Source organism: Paracoccus sp. TOH (assembly GCF_030388245.1).
Classification (GTDB): Bacteria; Pseudomonadota; Alphaproteobacteria; order Rhodobacterales; family Rhodobacteraceae; genus Paracoccus; species Paracoccus simplex.
The window spans coordinates 35,229-59,404 of the sequence record NZ_CP098363.1; the positions used below are offsets into that span (position 1 = coordinate 35,229).

The 24,176-nt window shown below is 60.0% G+C and carries 28 protein-coding genes; 26 read left to right on the forward strand and 2 right to left on the reverse strand.

The features are described from left to right. Positions 1-672 precede the first annotated feature (672 nt). From NBE95_RS20405 to NBE95_RS20415, 3 genes are read left to right on the forward strand one after another with little or no spacing between them, the layout of a single operon-like run. Positions 673-1,371: a ParA family protein gene (locus tag NBE95_RS20405; protein WP_289896688.1), complete on the forward strand. Its 699-nt coding sequence runs from the start codon at positions 673-675 to the stop codon at positions 1,369-1,371. Next, entirely contained in the window at positions 1,371-1,757 is a 387-nt protein-coding gene (locus NBE95_RS20410) for a hypothetical protein (protein WP_289896689.1), read from the forward strand. The genes NBE95_RS20405 and NBE95_RS20410 overlap by 1 nt, the downstream gene beginning before the upstream one ends. Next, positions 1,754-2,038: a hypothetical protein gene (locus NBE95_RS20415; protein ID WP_289896690.1), complete on the forward strand. Its 285-nt coding sequence runs from the start codon at positions 1,754-1,756 to the stop codon at positions 2,036-2,038. The genes NBE95_RS20410 and NBE95_RS20415 overlap by 4 nt, the downstream gene beginning before the upstream one ends. Before the next feature lie 187 nt (positions 2,039-2,225). On the opposite strand, the gene NBE95_RS20420 is transcribed toward NBE95_RS20415, so the two are convergent. After that, on the reverse strand, positions 2,226-3,167 hold the full coding sequence (locus NBE95_RS20420; protein ID WP_289896691.1) for a hypothetical protein: 942 nt from the start codon (positions 3,165-3,167) through the stop codon (positions 2,226-2,228). Between the two features lie 169 nt (positions 3,168-3,336). Here NBE95_RS20420 and NBE95_RS20425 point away from each other — a divergent pair, with 169 nt between their 5' ends. From NBE95_RS20425 to NBE95_RS20515, 19 genes are all read left to right on the forward strand, one after another. Continuing rightward, positions 3,337-3,480 (forward strand): hypothetical protein, encoded by a 144-nt coding sequence (locus NBE95_RS20425; protein ID WP_289896692.1) that lies wholly within the window; start codon positions 3,337-3,339, stop codon positions 3,478-3,480. Then, positions 3,480-4,550 carry a hypothetical protein gene (locus NBE95_RS20430; protein ID WP_289896693.1) on the forward strand — a complete coding sequence of 357 codons (1,071 nt, stop codon included), beginning with the start codon at positions 3,480-3,482 and terminating at the stop codon, positions 4,548-4,550. Before NBE95_RS20425 ends, NBE95_RS20430 begins: the two co-directional genes overlap by 1 nt. Beyond that, on the forward strand, positions 4,550-4,855 hold the full coding sequence (locus NBE95_RS20435; RefSeq protein ID WP_289896694.1) for a hypothetical protein: 306 nt from the start codon (positions 4,550-4,552) through the stop codon (positions 4,853-4,855). The genes NBE95_RS20430 and NBE95_RS20435 overlap by 1 nt, the downstream gene beginning before the upstream one ends. An 8-nt stretch (positions 4,856-4,863) precedes the next feature. Further along, positions 4,864-5,772 (forward strand): type IV secretory system conjugative DNA transfer family protein, encoded by a 909-nt coding sequence (locus NBE95_RS20440; RefSeq protein WP_289896695.1) that lies wholly within the window; start codon positions 4,864-4,866, stop codon positions 5,770-5,772. Positions 5,773-5,776: 4 nt separating this feature from the next. After that, entirely contained in the window at positions 5,777-6,946 is a 1,170-nt protein-coding gene (locus NBE95_RS20445; RefSeq protein WP_289896696.1) for an ATPase, T2SS/T4P/T4SS family, read from the forward strand. Then, positions 6,924-7,502 (forward strand): DUF882 domain-containing protein, encoded by a 579-nt coding sequence (locus tag NBE95_RS20450; RefSeq protein WP_289896697.1) that lies wholly within the window; start codon positions 6,924-6,926, stop codon positions 7,500-7,502. Before NBE95_RS20445 ends, NBE95_RS20450 begins: the two co-directional genes overlap by 23 nt. After that, entirely contained in the window at positions 7,499-7,786 is a 288-nt protein-coding gene (locus NBE95_RS20455) for a hypothetical protein (RefSeq protein ID WP_289896698.1), read from the forward strand. Before NBE95_RS20450 ends, NBE95_RS20455 begins: the two co-directional genes overlap by 4 nt. Next, entirely contained in the window at positions 7,729-8,322 is a 594-nt protein-coding gene (locus NBE95_RS20460) for a hypothetical protein (RefSeq protein WP_289896699.1), read from the forward strand. Before NBE95_RS20455 ends, NBE95_RS20460 begins: the two co-directional genes overlap by 58 nt. A gap of 100 nt (positions 8,323-8,422) precedes the next feature. Beyond that, positions 8,423-9,175, forward strand: a complete 753-nt coding sequence (locus tag NBE95_RS20465) for a hypothetical protein (protein WP_289896700.1) — start codon at positions 8,423-8,425, stop codon at positions 9,173-9,175. Positions 9,176-9,194: 19 nt separating this feature from the next. Further along, positions 9,195-10,451, forward strand: a complete 1,257-nt coding sequence (locus NBE95_RS20470; protein WP_289896701.1) for a hypothetical protein — start codon at positions 9,195-9,197, stop codon at positions 10,449-10,451. 243 nt (positions 10,452-10,694) lie between these two features. Continuing rightward, complete coding sequence (locus tag NBE95_RS20475; protein ID WP_289896702.1) at positions 10,695-11,474, forward strand: hypothetical protein; 780 nt, start codon at positions 10,695-10,697, stop codon at positions 11,472-11,474. Continuing rightward, entirely contained in the window at positions 11,471-11,821 is a 351-nt protein-coding gene (locus NBE95_RS20480) for a hypothetical protein (RefSeq protein WP_289896703.1), read from the forward strand. Before NBE95_RS20475 ends, NBE95_RS20480 begins: the two co-directional genes overlap by 4 nt. Positions 11,822-11,824: 3 nt before the next feature. Further along, entirely contained in the window at positions 11,825-12,481 is a 657-nt protein-coding gene (locus NBE95_RS20485; protein ID WP_289896704.1) for a DotI/IcmL family type IV secretion protein, read from the forward strand. After that, positions 12,482-13,003, forward strand: a complete 522-nt coding sequence (locus NBE95_RS20490; RefSeq protein WP_289896705.1) for a DotI/IcmL family type IV secretion protein — start codon at positions 12,482-12,484, stop codon at positions 13,001-13,003. Further along, entirely contained in the window at positions 13,003-14,373 is a 1,371-nt protein-coding gene (locus NBE95_RS20495; protein ID WP_289896706.1) for a DotH/IcmK family type IV secretion protein, read from the forward strand. The genes NBE95_RS20490 and NBE95_RS20495 overlap by 1 nt, the downstream gene beginning before the upstream one ends. Positions 14,374-14,388: 15 nt before the next feature. Next, a complete protein-coding gene (locus NBE95_RS20500) occupies positions 14,389-15,993 on the forward strand; it encodes a DotG/IcmE/VirB10 family protein (protein ID WP_289896707.1) in 1,605 nt (534 codons plus the stop codon). A gap of 13 nt (positions 15,994-16,006) precedes the next feature. After that, the gene (locus NBE95_RS20505) at positions 16,007-16,273 is read left to right on the forward strand and encodes a hypothetical protein (protein ID WP_289896708.1); all 267 of its coding nucleotides are present in this window, start codon (positions 16,007-16,009) and stop codon (positions 16,271-16,273) included. Beyond that, positions 16,270-16,587, forward strand: a complete 318-nt coding sequence (locus tag NBE95_RS20510) for a hypothetical protein (RefSeq protein ID WP_289896709.1) — start codon at positions 16,270-16,272, stop codon at positions 16,585-16,587. Before NBE95_RS20505 ends, NBE95_RS20510 begins: the two co-directional genes overlap by 4 nt. Before the next feature lie 14 nt (positions 16,588-16,601). After that, positions 16,602-18,956, forward strand: coding sequence for a hypothetical protein (locus NBE95_RS20515; protein WP_289896710.1), 2,355 nt, complete (start codon positions 16,602-16,604; stop codon positions 18,954-18,956). A gap of 191 nt (positions 18,957-19,147) precedes the next feature. Here NBE95_RS20515 and NBE95_RS20520 read toward each other — a convergent pair whose 3' ends face one another. After that, positions 19,148-20,503: an IS1380-like element ISPme1 family transposase gene (locus tag NBE95_RS20520; RefSeq protein WP_012112698.1), complete on the reverse strand. Its 1,356-nt coding sequence runs from the start codon at positions 20,501-20,503 to the stop codon at positions 19,148-19,150. Positions 20,504-20,590: 87 nt separating this feature from the next. Here NBE95_RS20520 and NBE95_RS20525 point away from each other — a divergent pair, with 87 nt between their 5' ends. The 4 genes from NBE95_RS20525 (at position 20,591) to NBE95_RS20540 (ending at position 24,158) form a co-directional block, all read left to right on the forward strand. Beyond that, the gene (locus tag NBE95_RS20525; protein ID WP_289896711.1) at positions 20,591-21,238 is read left to right on the forward strand and encodes a hypothetical protein; all 648 of its coding nucleotides are present in this window, start codon (positions 20,591-20,593) and stop codon (positions 21,236-21,238) included. Between the two features lie 30 nt (positions 21,239-21,268). Beyond that, a complete protein-coding gene (locus NBE95_RS20530; protein ID WP_289896712.1) occupies positions 21,269-21,676 on the forward strand; it encodes a hypothetical protein in 408 nt (135 codons plus the stop codon). A 97-nt stretch (positions 21,677-21,773) separates the two neighbouring features. Then, entirely contained in the window at positions 21,774-22,355 is a 582-nt protein-coding gene (locus NBE95_RS20535; protein ID WP_289896713.1) for a hypothetical protein, read from the forward strand. A 6-nt stretch (positions 22,356-22,361) separates the two neighbouring features. Continuing rightward, a complete protein-coding gene (locus tag NBE95_RS20540) occupies positions 22,362-24,158 on the forward strand; it encodes a hypothetical protein (protein WP_289896714.1) in 1,797 nt (598 codons plus the stop codon). The last annotated feature ends 18 nt before the right edge of the window (positions 24,159-24,176 follow it).

Here is a 24,176-nt window from a genome sequence, read left to right on the forward strand (position 1 = left end):
GGGCTTCAGCCCGCCGCTCGACCTTAGGGTTGTGGCAAATCTAAGAAAAGTCAATTTGTATTTTGTTTGAATGAAGCGAGCTACACTTATGCAAATATGCACATTTTGCCCCCTGCCCTACCTTGCATATTCGAGGATTGCGTTATTGGACTATGCACAAATGCCAAGAAGCATAAATGCGCAAACGCCCATACAGGCTGATGTGCAGTTGCGGAGGGTATAATCTTAGAAGATTGCAAAATGTGCATATGCGCGACGTGCGATAAACGAATTTGCATACATTATATGATTACAATATGCAAAAATGCTAATTGGTGCGAGCACACATATGAACCTATGCGCATGTTGCAACAAGGCAAACAATGCATAGTGGCATAGTCGCCAAAACCACTATACGCATATGGCAACATGCTAAGTTTGCCCTTTACATCGTGTTGATAATGTGCATGTTGGCAAATGGGCGGGTTGGCTTATGTGCATCTAGCTGCATGTGCAGGTGCCAAGGATGCCCGATGGGCATATGTGCATTGAGGGGTCTGCAACATAGCAAATATTGGCATCTTGCCATATTACCGAATGCACATAGACAAATATGTGCAGAGGGGCAGGGGTCAGTCACAAAGCTAGTAAAAGGCCGTAGGATCAAACCTTTAGACGCCATGAGGGCAAACGATGTCGGAACCCAAAGTCATCACGATCTACACGACGAAAGGCGGCGTCGGAAAAACCACAACCGCCATCCACCTTGCAGACTATCTGCACTCCAAAGGGGCAAAGGTCGCGCTGATCGACGCGGATGAACGCGCGATGCTGACCGAGGCCGTCATGGGGTCGCCCGAAAACCTGCCGTTTCCCACGCACTTCTTCGAGAATCCGGCCGGTGTAGAGGATCTGGACCAGGCGCAGGTGATGATTGGTGCGATGATCGACAAGATCGAGGAAGCCCAAGATGGCAACGATTATGTCATCATCGACTGCGGCGGCTACAATTCACAGGCATCCCTTGCGGCGTCGGCTGTGGCTGACCTCACGATCATCCCAGCAAATACCGGCCGTTTCGATCTCGTTCAGACCATTGAGGTCCACGGCAAGATCCAGGCGATTGCTGCTCAGATGGGGAAGGTGCCCAATGTCCGCGTATTGATCTCTCGGGTCAATCTCGCGACGAACCTCTATGCCGGGTTCAGGGCGGCTTTGAAAGAGAAGGAAATCAAGACCTTCGATAACTCCATTCCAACATACACCGCGATTTCCGAAGCCACCTTCATGGGAGCGTCGGTCTTCAAATACAGGGCGACTTCACCGGCCGCAGCCTTCATGCAGCGGTTTGCCGAAGAGGCTGTTGCCGAACTCGAAAAGGAGGAAAACTGATGGTGGCGAAAACCGATAAGACGAAGCTGGCAAGCGCCATTCTCAACGTGGGAACGAGTCGCCTCACAGGCGTCGAGAAGGGGGCAACGGTCAACGGCGGGTCGGAGAAGGGCGATAATGCCCCGCAGAAGCCCCAGGAGGCCACAGGGAGGGCCGAAGGGCTTGCTGCCGGGGCAGGGGGCGCGGAAAGCCCTGTTGGCGCTCCTGGGGCTTCTGACGCGGCTCCAAGCGCCGATCCGGCCGACTCCAGGACTGATCGGATCGCTTTCATGTGCTCCCCGAAGGAGAAAAAGCACCTGAAACAGCTGGCGCTCGACCGCGACACCACTGCTTCCGTTTCGTCCCTGATCCGCGAAGCTCTCGAAGCGAAGGGCTTTCTGCCATGACCGACAAGGGCATTGCGGAAGCAGCGTTGCGCAATGTCCAGTGCGCCGGGAGCCTCGATCAAGCGAAAATCGTCGCGAGAAACGCCCTGCGTGAGCTGTCACAAGGTTCGGGGGATACCGCCACGGACCCGGAGGCTCGGAAGCTTCTGACCGCAGCGTATCACGCGCTGCGGAGCTACCAGCACCATAATTCCAGCGAGGAACTGGCAACCGAAATCGCGGACGAGATTGGCCGGTTCCTCGGCCTTGTGCATGGTCGATCCGATCCCTCACAAGCGTAAAGCCCTTGCCCGGCCTGTTCCGATCCTTATTGTCTCCACAGGCCGGGCAAGGGTGTCATCCGCACAAAACCATATGAAATAAGGCATATGCTGTATTTGATAAAAAGCATATGCCTTGAGGACAGGCCCCGAAAGCACCCGCCTTCGGGGCCTTGTCATCTCTCTTGGATGATCGTGCGCTGGCCGGTCAGAAGGATAAGCGAACCTTGCCGCCGCCAGCTGGAGCCGGGGAGGTCGGCGGCGTAAGGGCAGGGGGCGTTGGTCCCTGAACCGGATACAGCCTGCGGACCTTCGCAATACTTTCGGCAGAGGGGCGCACCTTCAATCCGCCCTTGCCGTGCTTGAGACGGCCGTAATGCTGCACGGCGGTATCCTCGACAGAATGCCCCATAGCTGCCGCCACCATGCCGGTGCCTATCCCCCACTCGTGCTTGGCATCCGCACTGAACTGATGCCGGAAATCATAGATGCGCAGGCGCAGGAACCAGCGGCTTTCCCCAAGCTGCCTGATGGCCTCGCCCAGCGCTGCTTTGAACGCCACGGCGAGGTTTGGTCGGACGGTCTTGTAGCCCTTGGCCCGGATCAGCTTCATCGTATTCTCGATGGCCGCGCGCTCTTCAACCGTGATGGTATCCAACAGCTCAAGCTCGCGTTCTTCGCCGTTGCCTCGAAGCTCCGAATGCTTCGCGTTGGGCACCGTCAGAAGCCGCCCCTTGAGGGTGGCGTTCGCCCATTCCGATGGCCGCAATCCCGTGATCGCCGTCGCTACAAGAAGATCGGCGGCCTGCTGCCACGTCTTCGACTTACTCTCGCGCAGGGTGAACAGAGTCCGCTCGAAGATGTTGTGAGGAACCCTGCGGACCAGCTTAAGCTTCCGCCCGCGCGCCGGATTATCCACCTCATCGAACATGCCTCGCAGTTCATCCGCCTCGCGGTCCCGGCCCTCGGATTCAAGGGCGTAGCAGACCGACCGCTTGTAGATGCGGATCGTGTTTGTGCAAAGCTCGGCCGACTTCTCCATCAGGTAGTCGAAGTAGGTCTGAACGGTCACGCGGCCGAACTTTTCCGCCACTTCGGCGGTGATCCGGTTGGCATTTGTGGTGTAGGCCAGAATGGTATTCTCGTGCATCTGATTAACATACACTAACGGGGGGATAGTTGCTACACTAGACTACAGTAGGACGCGAAAAAATGCCAGTGTTTTCCGACATATTCCATAAAATTCCGTATTGTATTTAGATTGATTGCCGCTTATCGTCCGGGGGGATCGAGTATCCCAAATCCCGGAGAAACGGACCATGAAGAAGCTGGTAATCGTCATCGCCCTGTGCGCCCTCTCGGCCTGCGCGAGCACCAATCAGGGAGCCATCAAACCCGACGAGACGACCGAACAATTCGTCAATCGCGTCATCAATAGCTCTGGCGGGTATGCGGGTTACTGATGCTGGTCGTGATCGATACGGGCCTCGCCACGACGAAGGTTGCCGCTCTGGTTGGCAACCAGATTCTGGGCGATAGCTACCCCTCGGCGGTTGTGCGCGGCATCGTCAGCGAGCAGGCGGCAGGCGTCTACTGCATTGGCAAGACCACAGCCAACTTCCAGATCTATTCCGTTCTTGCACAGAAGCACGGCCTGTTTCCGACCAACCCATCTAGCTTCCGCGATCCGGCCAACGCACGGCGTCGAGTGCTTGTCGAACACGCGATGGCCAAGATCGACATCAAGGGGAAAACGAACGTCATCCTGACGCAGCCCGCGACGGCCCTCTTTTCCGGTGGCGAGGATAATACGGCGAAGCTTCGAGAGGCCGAAGCCACCCTGCTCAAGATGGCGGTCTCGACCATTGGCATGACATCCGGTCGCCCGGCTCAATCGGCATGGAAGCTCGGTCAGATCACGACCAGTCCCGAGGCCGTCTGGGGCATCTACGATCTCGCCATCACTTCGAGCGAGGCGGCGCTGGATGATCTTGGCGAGTTCACCAGGAATCATGTCGAAGTCGGGGCGACTATCGCGGTGGTGGACCTCGGGGTGACGGGGACGCGGGTTCACTACGTCGAGTGGACCGGCGAGCCGCTGCCGACCCTGGAGATGAGCCGGTATCGCGAATTTCCCATCGGCGTCGAGACAGTCATTGCCGAAATCGACGCGAGGCTTGTCGAGCAGCACGGCTATCGGGACGTGATCGATCTGCCCAGGCTCGCCACCGATCCATCTATCATCGTCGCGGGCGCCCGGACTGATGTTGCCGAGCTGATCGCAGGATCGGCTCGGGCTGTGGGCGTCATGCTCATGAACGCCGGTCTCGATCAGCTGAAAGCCGAGATCGAGGCGAAGACCGTTGACCACGTTCTCTTTGTCGGCGGGGGCACCCACGTTCTTGGCGGCATCGTTGCCGAGGGCCTTCCAGCTGATGCCGTCCTCTCTGTTGCGGACCCGAGCATGGCTCCGGTGCGGGGTCTTCTCAAGGCGAGGACGGCATCAGCTGCGAATGGGGGAGGGCGCTCGTAATGGCAAAGCGGGGCCGTAAAGCGCAGCTGCGTCATGTGAAGACGTATCTCAATCCCGAAAGTGAGGTCGAAGCGGGGATCAGCGAGTTCGTTGATAGCGCCGTGCGGATGCGCTCCAGCGCTGCTGTCAGGGCGATGCTCACCATAGCCTGGGAGCGGATGCAGGACTTCGACCGTGCAGAGTTCGACCGGCATTTTTCGTCCAGCCACAACTATTCGACCTTCGAGCGGGTCCGCTCGAAGCATCACGCGAGCATCGAGGCGGACTCGCTTCTGTCCAATCCGCCCACGCCCAAAATCAAATAGAGGCCGATATGATCTTGAAGCGCACTCTGATCGCTGCATGTGCCGCCGCTGTCTTCGGGACGGTCGCTGGCGCTCAACAACTGCCCGTGCCGGGAACGCCCATGGTGGCTTCGGCCCCGGATTGCTCTGACCCGACAAACAAGAACCAGAGCGTCTGCAAGGGCCTGGAAGACGAAACCAGTTCCTTCGTGCTCGGAACCGTCAATGCTCCCGCGAGGGGGGTCAAATACAACGACATCGTGAACCCCAACAGCAGCTTCTTCAGGAAGACCCAGAGCTTCGTGCCGTCCGATCCCAAGCTGCGCGTGATCTACGACGCGGCGCGCGGCGTCGGCATCCGTGCTGGATATGCCGACGAGGCCGAGCGGATCAACGCGGTGGTCAAGCAGCGCTACGTTCAGCTGCTCAACAACCGCTACGATTTCCGGCGCGTGATGATCCAGCAGTATGTGATCCCGCCCGTCATCACCCGGATCAACAACATCCAGGAAGCATCGGGCCAGCTGCTCTACTTCTCCAACAGTTCCTTCGAGATCGTGAAGGATGCACGGCTGTCGATGAATCCGCCGAACTGGCAGGAATATCTGGCCCTGCCGGTCCAGCCTATCGCGGCACCGCAAGGGCTGTCGGTCGAGACGGCCGAGGAAGAGAAGGCGTGGCGCGAGGGGGCCTCGACGGGCTGGTATGCCGGGATCACCGAAGCGCGGCGGGGCTTTGTCACCGGCTGGAACATCCTCAACCGCGACTATGGCGGGATGCTGCGCTACCACGACCTGGCCAAGCAGGGCGTGGTTTCTCTCCCCAACCTCCAGACCGAGGTTTCGCGTTGGCGTGTGACCGAAGGCGGCACTCGCGCGCACCAGGGCGAACGCACCCTGCGGCTCCAGGTCGCGCCGAAGTTCCGGCAAAGGCGCTAAGCCGATGTGGGCAGGAGATCCCATCGACTATTCGGGTCCGCACCTGTCGGACCCGAACGCGATCATCCCGCTGCTCGCGGCAATGGCCCGGATGAAAGTCGATGACGTTTTCATCACGACTGACAACCCGGTGCAGATCGAGCACTTGGGCGAGATGAGGTCGGTGACGCGCTATACCCTGAACGGAAGCCAGGTCGAACGCATCCTCAAGAAGATCACCGGCCAAGATGCCGTGATCGGCAAGGTTGGCAGCGGGACCGATTTCGACAAGGCCATCACGGTCGATGACCCGGATGAGCGCGATGAGCATGGCGAACCGATCCAGCATCGCTTCCGTCTGAACATCACGGGCGGCTTTGCGGGCAATGGCCTCGGTTTCGATGCGACCCTGCGTCGGATCAACGCTGTGCCGATGACGCTGGATCAGGTTGGCTTCCCCGAGACGCTGCGGGACCGCTTTGCAGTCACGCAAGGTTCGTTCCTGATCGCCGGTCCCACCGGCTCCGGGAAATCGACCACCTTCTCAGCCTGCATCCGCGAAATCCTGGAAGGCGACACCGCCATCAAGGGGAACATCCTCGAATACTCCGCTCCCACGGAATACCTGTTCCACACCATTAGGTCACGCCATTCCCGCGTCATGCAATGCGAAATCGGCACTCACCTGCCGTCTTTTGCCGCTGGTGTCCGCAATGCTCTGCGTCGGCACCCGAAGCTGACAATCATCGGGGAAATCCGCGACACCGAAACGATCATGGCTGCAAACGAACTGGCGTCAGGTGGCCACCCTCTCTTTGGCACCACTCACGCGAACAGCAGCATCGAGATCCTCCAACGGCTCGTCCAGAACTTTCCGGTCGCCCAATACGACCAGGTGTTCGCCGCGCTCGTCAACACCTCGCGGCTGTTCATGTCGCAGATCAGGGTGCGAGTGCGCGACACGGATCAGATGACCGTGCTGCGCGACTGGCTCTATCTCACCAACGACGACAAGCGAGCTTTGCTGGCGGCTGGATATTCCGGCCATATCGAGGTGCTGCGTCAGCTGATCCAGAACCCCGCGAACGGCCGCTCCATGCGGACCTCTATCGATGAAGCCTACGACGCTGGCCTTCTGGACGATGGCCAGCGCCTGACCCTCTACAAAACCTATGGTGAAGAAGATGGCGTATGATCTTACGCGGCGCGGCCTCGTCTTCGGCATCGTGGCCGCTCTTGGCTCGTATGCGTTGCCCAAGGCAGGCGAAGCCTCTCCCTGGTCCGAGGTCGGTTATGACCGGCTGTGGATTCGCAACTCGAAGGGCGAAGAGTTGACGATCCGACATTGGGATGGGCGGCGCTATGATCCCCAGGCTGTCAAGATGCTCTCCTGGCTGTGGCGCGACTGGAAGGACGGAGACGCGGCGGTCTATATCGACCCGATGCTGTTCACCTTCCTGGCGAACATCCAGACGAACCTGTCGATGAACGCAGGCGCTCCCTGCCGGATCGACATGAACTCCGGGTTCCGAACCGAGCGCCGCAACGCCACCATCGAGGGGGCGGCACGCAATTCGTATCACTGCATCGGCCGGGCGAGCGACTTCAACCTGCGGAGCTTCCCGCCGACTGACGTTTATCGCATGGCTTCGGCCCTGAATGTCTCGGGCCTCGGCCGCTATCGCAACTTCACCCATGTCGATACCGGGCAGACCGGGCGACGGTGGGCGGGCAGGGGGATGTCGCTTTGAGCAAAGATGACGATTTCGACCGGGCGGACGTGATCGTGTCCGAACGCTGGCGCTTTACCAGCGCTCCGACGACCGTGGCCGGTCTACACGCTTCCATTCTGCTTGGCCTGCCAGCCATGGTTCCGGCCCTCGCGCTGGGGGTCTGGCGTCCCGTCTTCGTGCTGTGGCTGGCCTATCTGGGCTTCGTCATCTATCTAAAGTCAAAATGGAAGATCACTCCGTTCGAGTGGGTGCGCATGATGTTCACCCGCTTCGTGAAGGGCAACAAATGGCTGGTGCGATAGAAGTATTTGAGGCGGCCGTCTTCGAGGCCGTCTTCGAGACATTGAGCGTGAAGGATGGCGATGCGGCCTGCGACGTGATCGCGTCTGGGCTGGCCGAGGTTGTGGACGGCTTGAGCCACGCGGATGCAGTGGAGTTCGTGGTCCCGAACGCACCAAGGCTTGTTCCAGAGCGCGAATCGCTCACGGAAGAAGGCCGGGCCGCGTCCATGGTCATCAACGATTTCTGGTATAGGGAGGATACATTTTCCCCGATATTTTACGCGCTTGCGCGAGAGTTCTATTTGCGCGTCCGACCCCAGACCTATCTTTTTGCACCAGTTGCCCAGCTGGCAGAGGATGATAGAGCGCTGTTCGGCTGCAAGCTGACCGATATACGATTCGAGGGCGAGAAATCCCCAGCTGGCGGGGAAAACGCGGCGATGATGCTATGGGCAGGCTGCTCGGTTGCGGCAGTGAAGTTCTGCTTCCAGAGGAGCATCGCCATGCCGATAGGCTACGCGCTGCTGTTCGACTTTGTGCGGAACTCTGCTGCCTGACGGAAAAGTTGGTGGACACAAGACCCTTTATCTAAAGACAAACTGAGAGCATATTGAGTAGTCAAGACCAGAGCATACAAAAGAAGAACTCGGAGCACCTATGTCGTCGTCCGTTAAGGCCCTTTTTGACCAGGCAATCCAGCCAGACTCCCCCTACCTGAAGATGCTTCAGGAACGAGGGCTGGTTCGACGGGATCTGACGGCAGACGATCTGAAGTCAGAGCCTGTGCGGGGCGATGCCGTCGAACAGGCGCTCATACTGTTCGCGGCCGAGGTCCAGCAGACAGAACGGCAGGAAATCCTGGCCGAGCTGCAAGTTTCGAGCCAGCCGGATCACGACATGCGCGTGGCCGCTTTCAAGGGGTTCGAGCGATCCCCGACACCCGACGCAGTATTGCGCAAGCTGGAAGGGAAGGCGGAAACGATCTGGGACAAGGCGGTCGCGCCCATTCGAGAGCGGTCCCTGGACGTGATCGATACCGTGAATGAGGCGACGGCGAGCATCGAGGCGAAGGACTACGAAAAGGCTCGGGAAATCCTCGAATCCGCGGCGAGCAAGCAGGCCAAGGTCGAGACGCAGTTCCAATCCAGCTATAACGAGGCGAGGCGCGGCTTGCGCCGCGAATACAATGCTGAGTTCGGCAGCCGTGTCTGGAACGAGGATGCCACCAAGCACTATGACACGCTGGTCAATCGCTCAATGTTCGTCCCGCCAGAGGAAATGCGAAACGCGGCTCATGCGCTGAGCGAGACGAAGCAGCGGCTCATTGCGGAGAAATCCTATGTGACCGAACTGGAGAAGCGCGCCCAGGCGCGGCCCAGCGCCAAGCCTGGCGCTTCGTTCAAGCCTTAGATCTTGGGCAGGCCAGCCCATGAAGAAGAAAGCGCCCGGACAGGAACAACGGCTTCGGGGGAGCACGGATATGCCTGACCCTTTGGCTGTCGCAAAGCTGCTCTGGCAAGAGGCGCAGTTCACAAGCCCGGCGATAGCGCTCCTGACAGGGATACCTTTGAGCAGCCTGATCGAGCAGCTTGGCGACCGAAGGTTGGTTGCGCAGCCATCGAAGAACGCCAAGATTTTCAGGGCGGATGATGTCGCACCATTGTCACACGCCGAAATGGCAGCGATCCTTTCCGCGAAGCCGGAGCGGGTAGCGAAGCAAGGTGGCCACGCCTACCTGATCCCGGACTGGCGCGAAAAGGCCCAGCCGTTATGGGCAGACCCAACGCTGTCTGCGCGGCAAGTAGCAGATGCAGTTGGTATATCGCCCTACAGGCTTACCCGCGAGTTGGGTGCTCGACCCTCGACTTTGGGGCAAGCGAAGGACCTAGCGACGGGGAAGAAGCCCAATCCAGCCCGTTTGGAACAGGCCCGAGAAATGTGGACTGATCCTGCTGTGCCCGTGCGTTTGATCGCGGATGTCACCGGCATAGGAGCCGCCACCCTGTATGCAGAGCTTGGTCCTAAGCCCGGACGCGGCGCTCGGCAGAACAGAGCCAAGCGCCGCACGAAGATGGATTCCAAGTTGCGGGAGAAGGCCCGCAAGATGTGGGACAATCCTGCGCTGACGCAAGGCGAGATTGCGGCGGTGCTCAACCTGTCTGTCACACGACTTCGCCGCGAGCTGGGTTTTCGGAAAGCCAGATACAAGCCGGGCAAGCCCATGACAGCGGAAATTATTGAGCAGGCTCGCAAGATGTGGACCGATCCGATGATCCCCATGACCGCGATAGTCGCGTCCACAGGCATCACCGAAGGGCGGCTTCGTCACGTCCTCGGGCGAAGGCCGTTTTCCTATCGCAGACCAGGGCCAGACCCTGCCCGTCTGGAAGTGGCGCGCAAGTTGTGGACCGATCCGACTGTGACCGTTGCAGAGATCGCGGAGCGCTCTGGCATAAAGGCCCTTACTCTCTACAAAGCCTTGGGTCCACGGGGAGTTCATCCGAGGCGCAAGACCGCAACGAGTTCAATCCCGGAGGATCAGCTTGAGCTGGCGCGCAAGTTGTGGACCGATCCGACGTTGACCGTTGCAGAGATCGCAGAGCGTTTTGGCATAAAGGCCCATGTTCTCTACTACGCCTTAGGTCCGCGCGGGGTTCATCCAAGGCGAAAGCCGAAAAGGGGCTAAATCCCGGAGGATCAGCCTGAGCTGGCGCGCAGGCGGTGGGCTGATCCGACGCTGGCCGTTTCCCAGATCAAGCCATCTGCCTGGATCTCTTCCAGGCAGCATTTTCACGAATTTGGACTTCTGGAAGGTAAGCGGGGCAGGCGGTCTCGATGAGTGTTTCAGGCGGCATCAATCTATCTAAAAACAGATTGTAAACTCACGAATGGGCCGGTATAGTTTTCTGGTCAATCGGGAGTTTACTCAATGTCAAATGCCAAAATCGGCCTGCTCGCCGGTAGCGCTGTCGCCCTGATCGCAATGGCCGGAAGCGGTGGTTTCTTCGCGGGCCACCTCTACGCGAAGGTTCAGTTTCTTGAGGGTCAGCAGGCTGCACAGGCCGCGCCGGGGCCGACAAACCAGATTCCTTATGGCGCTGCGCCCTCCATGGATCTGGCCGAACAGGTTCCCCTGATCCAGGCCCCTGCGCCTATCCAGTCTTCGCTCAACGAAAATGACGTTCCTCGCGCCATCGCGCCGGTCCTGGCCGACGCCGAAAGCGCGAGCGGCATTCTCGATGTGCTATCGAAGGCAAGTTCGATTGTCGCGGAGGGCGAAGCAGAGCACGAACAGCCGATCTACGCCTTTTTCGATCCCACCTGCCCGTATTGCAAGAACGCCATGGCGGAGCTGAACGGCAAGGCCAAGATCCACTGGATTCCGGTCGCGGCCGTCAGCGACATGCAGACCGTCTCCAACCTGATCGAAGGCATGAAGACCTTGCCTGGCAAGGATGCGGTCGCATCTGTCGTGGCCGGAGAGGTTCCGCAGGCCACCGCCACGACCGAAACCCAAGGTCAGCTGCAAGACAATTTCTCCATCCTGCGGGCGATCTACCAGGGTTCGGAAGACAGGCTGGCGGTCCCCACCTTCCTGGTCCCGCGCGAGGACGGCACGGTGACGCTCACGCGCGGATACGACAAGGCCGATCCCGCCAAGAACATGCCCGGCGATAGCGGCGAACTGCTGGGGGCCTACGGATCGTGAGGCTCTTCGGCTTTGGCAAGCGCAAGGAAGAACTGCTCGCGCTGAAACTTCCGGCGCTGGAGCAGCCCGAACTGCCAGAGCCGCCGTCCGTGCGGATCATGCGGATCGCCGGTCTGCGCTCCTGGGTCTATGGCCTCTTGGTAGCCAACGCCATTTCGCTGCTCTGTGCGGGAGGCTTCTACGCGCTTCTGATGAGCCGGATCGAAGAAGTTCCCTACGTCGCTGACGGCAGCTCATACGGCTGCTCACCTGCAACCGCAGAGGCAGCGCAGGCTGGAGCCGAAGAGGCCCCGGAAACCCCCTCAACACCCGTTCTGGAGCCTCTTGCTCCCATTTCCGAAGGATAGCCGATGACGATGGACGTTCATGCGGAGATCGAAGTCCGTGACAGCCATCTTCGCTCCCAGAAACGCTTCACGCTCGTTGCCCTGATCGGCATGGCGGTCGCGCTGGTCGTTTCGCTGCTTGTCAACCTCGCCTTGATTATCGCGTTCAATTCCTACCCCAAGACGCAATGGGTTTGGACGCAGGACGCGAAGGCGGTCTGTGAGGCGATCCCGCTCACAGAGCCGAATATCTCGCAAGCGCTCCTGGCTGATTTCGCGGCCCGCGCCGCGATCAGTGTCCATACCTATGACTACATCAACTGGCGCGAGAACCTGTCCTATGCGGTGCAGAACTACTTCACGCCGGTTGGGGGGCGCTATTTCATCGACTCGTTCGCCCGGTCGAACATCCTTCGCCAGGTCCAGCGCAACTTCTATGTCGTCTCGGCCGTCACCGATGGCGCTCCGCTGATCGAGAGCACCGGGATCGATCATGGCCGGATGTTCTGGAAAGTCGAGGTTCCGATCACGATCACCTATCGGTTCGGTGCCGACTACAAGGCCGAACGCCGGATCATCCAGTTGACCGTTCTGCGCGTGGACCCCACGCCCGCCAACCCCAACGGAGTCGCCATCGACGGCTTTGTCTCCGTTCAAAACACCAATGCCCGGAGGAAGTAGATGTTCAAGCGGCACATGACAGCGATTGGGCTTGCCTTCGCCCTTCTCGGGGCAGGTTCAGCCTATGCGCGGACGCTCACGGACCCCATCAACGAAGCTCTGCTGGCGGATTTCGCGGCCCGCGCTGCCGTCAGTGTCCACACCTTCGATTTTGTAGACTGGCGTGAAGATTTGCTTCGCGCGACGCAGAGCTATTTCACACCGGAGGGTGGGCGGGATTTTATCGACGGCTTCTCCAAGTCGAACTTCCCTCGCGAGGTCCAGCGAAACTTCTATGTCGTCTCGGCCGTCACCGATGGCGCAGCGCTGATCCAGAACACCGGCATCGATCATGGCCGGATGTTCTGGAAAGTCGAGGTTCCCATAACCGTCAGCTATCAGTCTGGCGCAGACCGCAGGTCTGAAAGGCGGGTCATCCACATGACCGTCCTCCGCGTGGACCCCACGCCAAAGAACCCTAACGGCATCGCAATCGATAGCGTCGTCTCAATGACCGCTATTACACACGGGGAGAACAAGTGATGTTCAAGCGGCATATGACAGCGATTGGGCTTGTCCTCGCCCTTCTCGGCGCGACCTCGACTCAGGCACAAGACCTGAACTTGTCCCCCGAAGAGCTGCAAACCTTCCTCAACGCAAATCAGGGCCTCACGCCCGAGGAATTGGGCAAGCGGCTGCAAGAGCTGAACGATAAGACGCTCGATGCCCAAAGCGAACGGTCGAAAACCGGCTATTCCTTTGCGAATCCCCCGGAACTCTCCATGAGAGCGGTTCGTATCAGGTCGAAAGGCACCCCTGCCAGTCCAGAGCCGCTTACGCTCGGACAGGGCATTATTACGGCTGTGGCCTTCGTGGACGATCAGTTCCGTCCTCTGCCGATCTCGGACGTGGTGCATGACCCCAACGTCTTTTCAGTGAACGGCGATGGGTGCGTGGGAGATGGCCAGCGCCAGAGCCGGGGCGCCCAAGGCAACGGCAACACGCTGAATATCTATCCGTGCCAGTTCTGGGCGCAGGGAACGGTCAACGTCACGGTCCAGGGTGCATCGCAGCCGATTATCTTTTCTGCCAAGGCAGGGTCGAGAGAGGAACGGCCCACCGTGGATGCCATGGTCACGGTTGAGGTCGATGATGGCGCATCCAATGAGTTCCCTGATTATGCTTCGCGGCGGCTGACGATCAATCCAGTTGATCGTTCCTCGGGCGGTGTCACCCCGATCTATCCGGGCCTGGGCGTCATCACCGATGTGGCCTTTATCGACAGCTCGGGAAATCCTTGGCCTGTTGAGAAGGTGGTCCACCAGGCATCCATGGTCTCGGTGAACGGATCACAATGCGCGAGCGAGAGTGAACAGGGCGCAAAAACGCAAGATAGCAGCGGCAACGTGATCTATCTGTCGCTCTGCCGCGACCGCAGCTCGAATATTTCGGTGCAACTGCAAGGCGCTCCGGCCGCGCTCGGCCTCCTGCTCGTCTCGCCCGGCACCAATCAGAGCGCAATGAAGCGGGACGTGACGCTATCCGTTACAGTCCCCGGCCGCAGCCCGACAGCCGTGGCGAATGCTACCGCTGCCGCGTCGGCGCTGCCGCAGAACAATGTGGATCGCACGGGCTTCCAGCCGGACCGATTCCTGACCGATTTCGTGAACGGCACCCCGCCGCGCGGTGCTCGGTTCGTTCAGATGCTCGGTGCGCCGAACATCGAGGGCTACGTCTATAACGGACAGCTCTATGTCCGAGGTCGCTACCGCCCGATCAACCCGACCGCCGATGCCTCGGCGTCCAGCAGCTCGGGGGCGGTGAATGTCTGGCGCTACAACAAGCCCGTGAACAGCCTGATCGTGTCTGACGCGCAGACCGGCCAGGAATTTTCCCTCACCGCAGATTACTGACCGGAGGCATCACCAATGGCCAATATGAAAACTATTGCGCTTGTAAGCGGGGGTGTCGTGGTCGCCTTCGCCGCGATCATCGGCATGAACATGGTGGCATCGGACAAGGAAGGCGAGAACTTCGCCGGTGGTGTGAGCCAACAGAGACTACCGCGACAGCTTCCCGAGTCCAACGCCGATCCGTTCCAGGTCATTGCCGATGAGGACGAGGCCGCCCGGCGCGCGACCAGCAATCGCCGGATCGCGGAAGAGGAAATTCGCCAGGTCGGTGACGTTCCGGCCTATACCGCCCCGCCTGTTATCCAGCTGGAGGGCAGCTCAGGAGACAGTTCGGACCCGATGGCATCGGCGCTGGTCGATCAGGAAGACCGGCCGACGCCGGAAGAGCTGGAGCAGGCGGTGATCGAGCCGGTCAAGCCGCCAGAGCGCGAATATAAGGTGCCCGATCAAGGATCGGAAGCTACGGCAACGAATACCACCGATCCGTTCATGGATGCGATGCTGCGCCGCGCCCTGACCGCAAATCGCACTTACGGCGTGAGTATCCAGACCTTCCCGGACAAGGGGAATACGGGTTTCACACCCATGACGATCCAGCAGTTCTCAACCGGGCGAGGAAACCGCACGGGACAGGGTGGCGGAACCGCTGGCTTGCCTGTGTCGGGCCTGCCGGAGCCTGCGGCGAGCATGACGAATACCAGCACCGGGACCGGGCTTCCCGATCCGGCCCCGAGGATCACGCTGCCCGAACAGTCGTCTTCGCAACCGTCGAACGACACTTCCGGGGGCGTCATGCGGACCATCGATCCGAACACGCCATCTTCTTACATCGAGGGCGCTTTGCAGGATGCCATCGGGGGCGGGGCCTTTGCTGCGCTCTCGAAGGATCATGATGCCGAATACGACTGGCGACAGCCCTACCAGGTCGCGCAATCCGCAATCGGGATCGACAACAATTCGCGGATCTACGACACCGCCCGCAATGCACAGGCGTTCGACGCAGGAACCCTCATTCTGCCGGGGGATCAGCGCTACGCCACGCTCATGTATGGGTTCAACAGCGACGACGCGGCCCAGCTGCCGGTTTTCGCCCAGCTGCATGATTACGGCCCGGCAAGTTCTGCTTTCCTGAACGGCGCACGGGTGCAAGGCACCCTCCGGCTATCGACCGAAAGCGCCGTCATGGAGTTCGACAAGCTGATCTTGCAGGACGGTCGCGTCGTGCCGATCCAGGCGATGGGCATCAGTGCGGATCAGCTGCGCGTCGGCGTTTTCAAGAACGTAAACCGTCATACGCTCTCGCGCTATTCTTCGCTGCTCGTCTCCGGCTTCATCAAGGGCGTGGGCGATGTCGGAACCCGGATCATCGAGAACAAATATGACCGGGCCGATAACGTCATCATCATCGGTGATGGCACCACCACCGACCGCTACCCCGACGACAAGTTCAGTGATGCAGACAAGGCCGCTATCGCCATGGGCGCGGTAAAGCCCATCGGTGACGAAATGGCCTCGGCCGCAGCGCAGGGCTTCCGGCGAAAACCGACCGTCACCGCCCCGGCAGGCTTCGGCCTCTCCATCGTATTCCTCGAAGGTCTGACCTTCGGCCAGGTGCAGTAAGGGCAGGGCGCTGATGGAAGAGGAATCCCGCGATTTGGGTGACGTGTTCCAGGCTGGGACGGCATGGATAGGCTTGGCATTCACCGTGATTATCATCGGGCTGTCGGTTCTCGGCCTGGCTATGTCCCTGAACTCGTTCATCCGCATGGCTCGGCATGTGCGGGAGAACGGTGGGGAAGACGTGCCGTGGGGCCACATCATGGCGGTCATACTCGCCGGTCTGATCTCGGTATCGGGTCTGATCTACGGCTTTGCTTCGCTGCTGTGGAGTCCGGCATGACCCGCCGTTTCTACTACTACACTGGCCCGGTCTCGGCCGAAGACACTGAGTTCCTGACGGACGATGACCGCCAGGCCGCAAAGGATCTCGTTCAGAGGATGCACAGCCTTTGGCAGAGCATCGAGCGCGGCGATCAGGAGGGGAAGTATTCCCGAGACGCCGAACGGCGGATCGAGGATGAACTGAAGCGCCGCGAACAGGCCGGACGCACTGCCCTGATCCGTGTCTTGCAATGCTCGAAAGCCGAGCTGGACGACATCAGCAGCACCGTTTTCGACACGCTGCCCGACATTCTTGTGATCGAGCAGCATTAAGGGAGCCGCATAAGATGGCCTTTTCCGACGAATATTGCGATCTGCACGGCTTCGACCGCGCGAAGCCCTATTTCACCGCGCACGATCACGCAAACTGCTCGATCATCCGCGTCCACGGCTGCGACAGCATCGCCTCGGCCAACGAGTTCCAGAAGCGTATGGCTGTGGCTGCGCAGAGCATAGGCGCGCTGCTGCGCGGGCCGCACCACTCCCTGACGATCACCTTCGAGAGATCGCTCAACAATTCCGAATATGTCGAGCGCTTCCGCCGTGAGCGTCAGCGCGAGGCGCAGGCAAAGAAGCTGAACGCATCCGTTCTGGTCGAGGAAACCCTGACGGTCCTCAAGGAACGCATCGTCTATGAAGAAATCCTGATCGCCTGCTGGACGGGCATCGGGGCGGGCTATCCCGAAGAGACCAACGCGGAGTTTGCCGAGAATCGCGCCACCTGGGGCCGCATCAATACGCCCACGGCGATGAATCCGCTGATCGCGGTTCAGAACCTCGAAGGCCCCCATATGTCGTTCGTCGGCGGCATTCTCGACGCGCTGCGTAGCGCGAAGATCAAGGCGGAGCTGCTGAGCGACAGCACGGACACCACGCGCCGCGACCTGGCCGCTGTCCGTCGCGCCCTGCTGTTCCACGAGACCCCGGAGAACTGGACGCCCCAGACCACCTTCGAGCGCACGTCCTATGAGCTGAAGGAGTATGCCACCAAGGATCTTTCCGGCCTGTTCGCGCCGCCGCTGTCGCAGCAAATCATGACCAGCGCCGCAAAGGCGAAGTCGGATATGCGCTCCGTGGATTTCGGCGGTCGTTCATACGCTGTCGTCTTTGCCTCGATGTTCCCGCGCCAGATGCCGCTGTTCAATCTCCTTGCCTCGAAGCTGGAACGCTACGATGGCCAGGGCGAGGAGGACATCCCCTGGCGCTACGCGCTCCATTTGAGCGGGGGGGTAAAAATCTCCCCGCTGGCCGATGTCATGAACACGATGATGGCCTTTCTGTCACCGATGAATGAACAGAAACGCCTGGCCAATATGGAGGTTCGCGCGCTTAAACAGGGCGATAGGGAAACCTTCGTCGGCGCTCGCCTCATGGCGGTGACGTGGGTTGAGCCTCATGAGAACCGCGAGCTGCTGACGCAGCGGCGGTCTCGGCTTGTGAGAGCGCTGGAGAGCTGGAACAGCCCCACGATCATCGAGGTCGCTGGCGATCCCATGCGGGCGCTTGCCGAGACGGCCGCAGGCATGACCCGAACTGCCAAGGTTGCAAAACAGGCTGCCGGAGCAATCACCGAGCTGTCGCTGTCGTGGCCTTTCCATCGGACGGCTTCGATCTATCCCAAAGGGCAATCTGTGATGATCTCGCCCGAAGGCAAGCCCGTCCCGCTCCAGGCGCATTCCCCGGATCAGAATTTCTGGCTGACGCTTATTTCGGCCCCACCGGGGTCGGGTAAGTCGGTCTTTCTGAACCGCACCAATGCAGAGTTCGCAGTGTTCACGCCGGGAACGGTCCTGCCATTCATCGGCGTCGTGGACATTGGCCCTTCCTCTTCTGGCTTCATTGAACTGGTCAGGGCGATGGCTCCCGATTCCATGCGTCACCAGATGCTGCTGGTGAAGCTGAAGAACGACCGGCATGACAGCGCGACCTGCATCAACATGCTGGAACTGACGCTTGGTAATCGCAAGCCGACCGATCAGCAGCGGCAGGTGATTGAAGCCTTCGTGACCGAAATCCTGGCCGACGATGACGGCCGGGCGAACCGCGATTTCGTCGCTGCGGCGGTCAAGCAGCTCTATGCCGAACTGTCCGACCTGGAGATCTCCAACCAGGCGAAACGATGGCAAGAGGGCATGTGCCCCCAGATCGATGTGCTCTGTGCCCAGCATGGCATTGCTCTTCGCGAGACGACGCGCTGGTGGCAGATCGTGGATCAACTGGCAGAGCGGGGCCTGTATCGCGAGGCCATGGTGGCCCAGCGCTACGCTTCGCCGCTGCTTGAAGACCTCGCTCGTGTCGTTACCGGCAACGTGTTCCGTCAGGATTTCGGGGAGGATTATACCAAGGAAGCCAACCTGCGCATCCTGGGGGCTATCGAGCAGTTTCCGATCTTCTCCCGGCCGACCACGCTGGATATTGGCGAAGCCCGTATCTGTGCCATCGACCTCAACGATGTGGTGATCCGCGGATCGTCCAGGGAACGTGGCGTCGTTCGCAACAACTCCCTCATGTATATGTGCGCGGCACAGCTCTTCCTGCGCCAGATCAGCGGCAACGAGGACGATATTCCAGCCATGTCGTTCCCGGAAGGGAAGCTGCGGGACATCTATCAGCCGACATTCCCCAAGTGGCCTGCCGCTTGACTTCAAGATCGCCTGATTTTGCTCGCTGGGCAAGCGTTTTTCGCCCCGAGCGGTGTCTGTCGTCGCGCAAACGGCCGAAGTCGGGTGGATCAAGCCTCGAACCCGCAGCATTCTGGCCCGGCAGAGCCGCTTTTCCGCGCGGCAGACGGACCTGTCCTGCCGCTTTCGTTCAGCTTGGGCATGGATCGTGGTCATGCGCATGACGGAGGCGTTCGAAGACGGCGGATGGCGGCAAGGACGGCCCGCACCATCGGGCCGGTGACGGCGACCTCGGCCAACTGGAAGGTAATGGCGCGGGCGTGGCGGACGACGCGGGCGCCGATCTTGATCAGCTTGAGTTGCAGGCTGGTCAACGACCAGTCCGCCATGGCCTCGGGCAGTTCGATGCAGCGCAGGAAGGTTGCCAGGTTGTAGGCCAGCGCGTGCAGTTGCAGCCGCACCTCGTTGTGCCGGAACTTCCGGCATGACAGCCGCGTCCAGCGAAAGGCATATTTGCCTTCCTTGATGTGCTGCTCTGCGGTGCCGCGCTGGTTGTAGAACCTCACCACCCAGTCTGGCTCCATCGGCAGGTTGGTGACGATGAAGCCGACTTTGGGGAACAGCTCGCCCGGATGCCATTCGATCTTGGCGATGACGCGGCGCGGCTTGTCCCAGGACGCCGCCTGATACTCGAAGTCCTCGAAGAACCGTTTGACCTTGGTCAGCGAAGGCCGTCCCACGGGCCGTGTCAGCCGATGCGCGATCTTCTCGCGCAAGACGGCGTTGGCGGGCAGACGGATGGCGTAGAAGAACCTGGCTTCTTCCAGCCGCATATAGATCGCGGGGATCGCGTAGGCAGCGTCGGCCCGGAAGAAGCGTCCACCAAGGTCGCGGCCAGCATATCGGGCAATGACGGGATCAAGGACATCCCGCCAGCCATCGGCGCTGTGGACATTGCCGTTACGCAGGGCGCAGCGCTCCAGCATGCCAAACTGGTTGAACAAGAAGATGGGGTGATAGCAGGTGCAGTCGAAATGCCCGTTCCAGGCAGCACCTTCCTGATCGCCGTGGGTGGGGCTGACCGAGCTGTCCATGTCCAGCACGATGTATTTCAACCCGTTGCGGTCATGAAACCGGTCGATCCATTGGCCGTTCAGATCGGCCAGCGCCGCCCGGTTCGCGGCCAGAGCCAGCGTCTCGGTCTCGAACCGTCCCATCTGCGATGCCGAAGCAGCTTGCGCCTCGACGGCCCTGCCGCCAACGACCTGACGCATCACGGGATCGAGGGCCAAGCGGTCGGCATCGTTCACATCCTCGTATCCGGCCAGTCGTCCGAACACCGATTGCCGGAACAATCCGTCAAGCCGATGGAGCGTGTTCTTCCCGGTGCGGCTGTCTCGCAGCGCCTCCGACGCCAGATTGGACAGGCCGAGCACGTCATCAAGCTCGCGCATCACCAGCAGGCCACCGTCTGAACTGATCTGCGCACCACGGAACTCCAGACGCACACGGCGGTCGAAATCAACCCGATCTCCCCGCGCCAAGCCCGCACCCTCCAGGTGATCCATGAAACGCGCCCCTCGCAGCCGTCAACGCCATGATTTATATGCGAAATATCACGATTACGACAGCGAAATCAGCGACTTACTTGGAGAATGTGGGATCAGACCTACTGGCGCAAGCGCTTCCAGGACATTGCGGAGACCCCGAAGCGCTTCGCCATGGACGAGTTCCACAACACCGGCTCCACGCCATCCATCGTCAACTCTGTCGAGGTGATGGCGCGAGAGGGCCGGAAATGGGGCCTTGAGATCATGCTGGCTTCCCAGAAGATCGATGACTTCCAGGCTTTTACGGAACTGGCCTCGACCATCGTGCTTCTCGATGCGACCGACAATGCAACCCGGCGCAAATTGCAGGATCAGTTCGGCTTCTCGGACGCCGTAATTGAGCAACTGCAAGAGCTTCACGGGCCTCGCCCCAATATGGGCGCGGCCTTCGTGATCGGTGCGAAGCTGAAGACGAATTTCCATTGGCTCCGCATCTACAACCATCTGGCGCCCACCCTCCTATGGGCACTGGATACGACGACCCAAAACCGCCTTCTGCGGAAGGCTCTGGTCAACAAGTTGGGCCTGGAACGCGCACTGAAGCTGCTGGTGACGCGATTCCCCCGAGGAACGGCGGTGGATTACGTCGAGCAATGGAAGCTCGACCAGTCCGGGGATGAAGAGGATCTCGGTATCTACGCCGAAATCGCTTCGACGCTGATCCGAGATTTTGTCGAGTCCAAGGCAGCATAATTTTTTCCGACCACAAGAAAGGTGAGATCCATGAAACTCTGGAATGCAATCAAGGATGCGCCCTTGGCGCTCTACGTCTATGCCGTCACGACACTGACAGTCATGTCGCAACGGGCGGCGGCACAGACCGCTGACGTTCTGAACCCGATCCAGCAGGTCGAGGACGCGCGCACAGCTGCCCAGGCGACCACGCTGGACGCTGACTCGGCCAAGGGCGCTGCCGAGAAGATCGCTGACGTGCTGATCGTCTGGGCAGCGCCCCTCGGCCTCGGCGTCGCGCTCTTCGGCTTCTGGCTGCTGCACAAGGCAAACCAGGACGAATCCGGGCGCACGAGCAAGGGTGTGGCGTTGGCGAGCATCATCATCGGCGGCTGCACGGCCGTCTTCTCGGTCCTGACCTTCGTTGTCGTGGAATATTTTGTCGGCACCAAAACGTAAGGGCGGCTGCGGCAACTGTGGCCCTATGCTACGGTTGCCGCCATCCAAGGAGACACGGGCTATTCATGTCCGCCTTTAGCATCTGGAGGTGCCTTACTTGACCGACGAAAAAGAAAACACCCGCCTCGGCGCGAATGTCCTTGCGCTGATCCGGCATAACTTTGGCGATACCAAACAGGCGAGAACTGAGTTCGCAACGCTCTTCGAGCGGAAATCTCCGTCGATCTGGCCGTGGGTGCAGGGTGAGCGCAAGGGTATCCCTTCCCAGCAGCGCGAGCGATTTGAAGAGCTGGTCATTACCGGAGATATTCAGCTGCTACCCGGCACGTCCATTCAAGATTACGTCCGGGCTGCTCCGAAGAAGGAAGCCGCCAACCAGCCGAAGCGGAACGACGACCTGATCGCGCTTGTCTGGGATGTGGTCCGTCATGAAAGCCTCGGGCCGAGGGCGCTGGAATCTCTCATGGCGGACACGAACTTTCTGGTGCGCAAGCGCACCCCGGCATTGCTGCTCCGGTGGGCATATCACGAGGGCGGCGTTCCGAGATCCTATCGAGAGCAGTTCTCTCACGCCTTGGTCCGCTCGGGCATCGCAGAGGCGCTGCTTGGCTATGACGGATCGGACCCGGTTGCCATGGATCTATTCGACATCAAGGTCAGCACTTTTTTCGCGGAGTAACAAAGCATGGCGGTGAAGAGCAAACGGCAACAAGAGTTGGAGATGTATGGCATACTTATTGCCATGTCCGTCTTCTTTTCGGCGGTCCTCTTCGCCATTTTCTGGATTGCGAAGCCGCAACTCCTGATCGACGCCTACAAGGCCATCCGCACGATCCAGTTCGCCACGCTCTGGGATAACCTCTTTCCCCAGGCGCGGCAGCTGATCGCGGAAACCGATCAAGAATATTACAGCATCTGGACGCTCATGAAGAGTGCGATCCCGACCGCTGTTCTCGCTGGGATCGGCGTGTTCACCCTCGGCATGATGGCCCACAACAAGGTTACGACCGAGCACCTGGACGCCTACATCACCCATAAAGAGCCGCCGTCGATGATGACGATGCTCGGGAAATTCGCCATTTTCAAACCTGCCGTGCGCTTCGTGCTGGATTACAAGGATTATGCCTTGTCCTCGATCCGTGGGGCAGGGCGGCTTCCCTACCATCCCCTGAATTTTCTGAACGAGAACGGCTTTATCAAGCGGATCGGCAAGCCATCGGAATGGGCTGACGCGAATGTCAACACGGATTTCCCCGAGCCGCTGCCCTTCGCCTATCTAGAAGTGGACAAGCCGGGCATCCAGGCGTTCTTCGCGCGCACCTTCGGGCCGCGCAACCCCTTCGTGGATATGCCAAACATGAACGACCTGGACGCGGTTCGGAAGGCGGTCGATGAGTTGCCCTTCTACATGGTCCTGGTCATGGCCCCGGCCATCGCGCGGGTTCATTATTCGATCTTCTACGAGGAAAAAGCCTATGTCCGGGCCGTCCTTGATCTGCACAAGTTTCCAGATGAAGTCTGGGCCGAGCTGAACGCCATGAAGAAGGCCGAGGGCCACCGGCTTCGCCTGGGCTTTGACAGCGACAAGCACCGGGCTTCCGAGAACAGCCTCTGGCACGAGAACCAGGCCAAGGGGCGCGGCAAGAAGAAGGGCAAGAAATCCGAGGCGGCGGGATCGATCGATCTCGTGACGCTGGCGGAATATCTAGATGAAACCGTGACCGTGGACGGGAAGGAAGCCCGTCGCGGCGACGTGATGAAGACCGTGAAAAAGGCCCGCGATTTGATGTGGGACGTGCTGACGACGCACCGGCTCGAAGATCGCAAGCGCTGGCCGGTCGCCCAGGACGAGAAGACGCGGTTCGTCTGGAAGGATGCGCCGCCTGCTACCGCTGCCGAGCGCGCTTACCTGGACAAAGTGATGGAGCGCCTGGTCGAAGCGGCCGAGGAATGCACCCGGCTGATGAAGGCCAACGCTTTCTGCTTTGGCCTGATGGGCACCCTTGTCGAACGGACCCGGCAGATGGGTGTCTATCCTCCCGGAGTCTGGCGCTGGATGCGGTTTGTCGAGATCCACCATTGGCGCTTCCTGCTTGATCTGGGCAAGCCGATCAGCACGGTCGATTCCATGGGCATGTGGGAGCACTTCAAAGCCGAGAAGGCTATTGGCGCTCCGATCCACAAGCCTTTTCTGCGCCGCACGTCGAATGACCTGTCGCGACAAGCGGCTCGGTTCGTCACCAAAGAGTTCATCGCGGGCTATCATCGCGCGAACGTGGTCGATGATACAGGCGCTTCTTTCAATCTGGATGCCCTATACCGTGAGATCGACAGGGCAGAGGCCCAACGGCAGGCCGAGAAGAACGACCTGAAGAGCGCGCTCAATCCCAGCGATGCGCTCGACTTCGATCCCGAAACCGTCTTCGCGGCTTCGGATAAGCCCATCGCCATCAAGAAATCAGACCGGCGCATCATCCACTGATGACGCCCCTTATGGGGA

What these genes read in the sequence shown, in the direction of transcription:
- NBE95_RS20405 (WP_289896688.1), top strand. Translation starts at nt 673, where the DNA reads ATGTCGGAACCCAAAGTCATCACGATCTACACGACGAAAGGCGGCGTC.
- NBE95_RS20410 (WP_289896689.1), top strand. Translation starts at nt 1,371, where the DNA reads ATGGTGGCGAAAACCGATAAGACGAAGCTGGCAAGCGCCATTCTCAAC.
- NBE95_RS20415 (WP_289896690.1), top strand. Translation starts at nt 1,754, where the DNA reads ATGACCGACAAGGGCATTGCGGAAGCAGCGTTGCGCAATGTCCAGTGC.
- NBE95_RS20420 (WP_289896691.1), bottom strand. Translation starts at nt 3,167, where the DNA reads ATGCACGAGAATACCATTCTGGCCTACACCACAAATGCCAACCGGATC.
- NBE95_RS20425 (WP_289896692.1), top strand. Translation starts at nt 3,337, where the DNA reads ATGAAGAAGCTGGTAATCGTCATCGCCCTGTGCGCCCTCTCGGCCTGC.
- NBE95_RS20430 (WP_289896693.1), top strand. Translation starts at nt 3,480, where the DNA reads ATGCTGGTCGTGATCGATACGGGCCTCGCCACGACGAAGGTTGCCGCT.
- NBE95_RS20435 (WP_289896694.1), top strand. Translation starts at nt 4,550, where the DNA reads ATGGCAAAGCGGGGCCGTAAAGCGCAGCTGCGTCATGTGAAGACGTAT.
- NBE95_RS20440 (WP_289896695.1), top strand. Translation starts at nt 4,864, where the DNA reads ATGATCTTGAAGCGCACTCTGATCGCTGCATGTGCCGCCGCTGTCTTC.
- NBE95_RS20445 (WP_289896696.1), top strand. Translation starts at nt 5,777, where the DNA reads ATGTGGGCAGGAGATCCCATCGACTATTCGGGTCCGCACCTGTCGGAC.
- NBE95_RS20450 (WP_289896697.1), top strand. Translation starts at nt 6,924, where the DNA reads ATGGTGAAGAAGATGGCGTATGATCTTACGCGGCGCGGCCTCGTCTTC.
- NBE95_RS20465 (WP_289896700.1), top strand. Translation starts at nt 8,423, where the DNA reads ATGTCGTCGTCCGTTAAGGCCCTTTTTGACCAGGCAATCCAGCCAGAC.
- NBE95_RS20470 (WP_289896701.1), top strand. Translation starts at nt 9,195, where the DNA reads ATGAAGAAGAAAGCGCCCGGACAGGAACAACGGCTTCGGGGGAGCACG.
- NBE95_RS20475 (WP_289896702.1), top strand. Translation starts at nt 10,695, where the DNA reads ATGTCAAATGCCAAAATCGGCCTGCTCGCCGGTAGCGCTGTCGCCCTG.
- NBE95_RS20485 (WP_289896704.1), top strand. Translation starts at nt 11,825, where the DNA reads ATGACGATGGACGTTCATGCGGAGATCGAAGTCCGTGACAGCCATCTT.
- NBE95_RS20490 (WP_289896705.1), top strand. Translation starts at nt 12,482, where the DNA reads ATGTTCAAGCGGCACATGACAGCGATTGGGCTTGCCTTCGCCCTTCTC.
- NBE95_RS20495 (WP_289896706.1), top strand. Translation starts at nt 13,003, where the DNA reads ATGTTCAAGCGGCATATGACAGCGATTGGGCTTGTCCTCGCCCTTCTC.
- NBE95_RS20500 (WP_289896707.1), top strand. Translation starts at nt 14,389, where the DNA reads ATGGCCAATATGAAAACTATTGCGCTTGTAAGCGGGGGTGTCGTGGTC.
- NBE95_RS20505 (WP_289896708.1), top strand. Translation starts at nt 16,007, where the DNA reads ATGGAAGAGGAATCCCGCGATTTGGGTGACGTGTTCCAGGCTGGGACG.
- NBE95_RS20510 (WP_289896709.1), top strand. Translation starts at nt 16,270, where the DNA reads ATGACCCGCCGTTTCTACTACTACACTGGCCCGGTCTCGGCCGAAGAC.
- NBE95_RS20515 (WP_289896710.1), top strand. Translation starts at nt 16,602, where the DNA reads ATGGCCTTTTCCGACGAATATTGCGATCTGCACGGCTTCGACCGCGCG.
- NBE95_RS20520 (WP_012112698.1), bottom strand. Translation starts at nt 20,503, where the DNA reads ATGGATCACCTGGAGGGTGCGGGCTTGGCGCGGGGAGATCGGGTTGAT.
- NBE95_RS20525 (WP_289896711.1), top strand. Translation starts at nt 20,591, where the DNA reads ATGTGGGATCAGACCTACTGGCGCAAGCGCTTCCAGGACATTGCGGAG.
- NBE95_RS20530 (WP_289896712.1), top strand. Translation starts at nt 21,269, where the DNA reads ATGAAACTCTGGAATGCAATCAAGGATGCGCCCTTGGCGCTCTACGTC.
- NBE95_RS20540 (WP_289896714.1), top strand. Translation starts at nt 22,362, where the DNA reads ATGGCGGTGAAGAGCAAACGGCAACAAGAGTTGGAGATGTATGGCATA.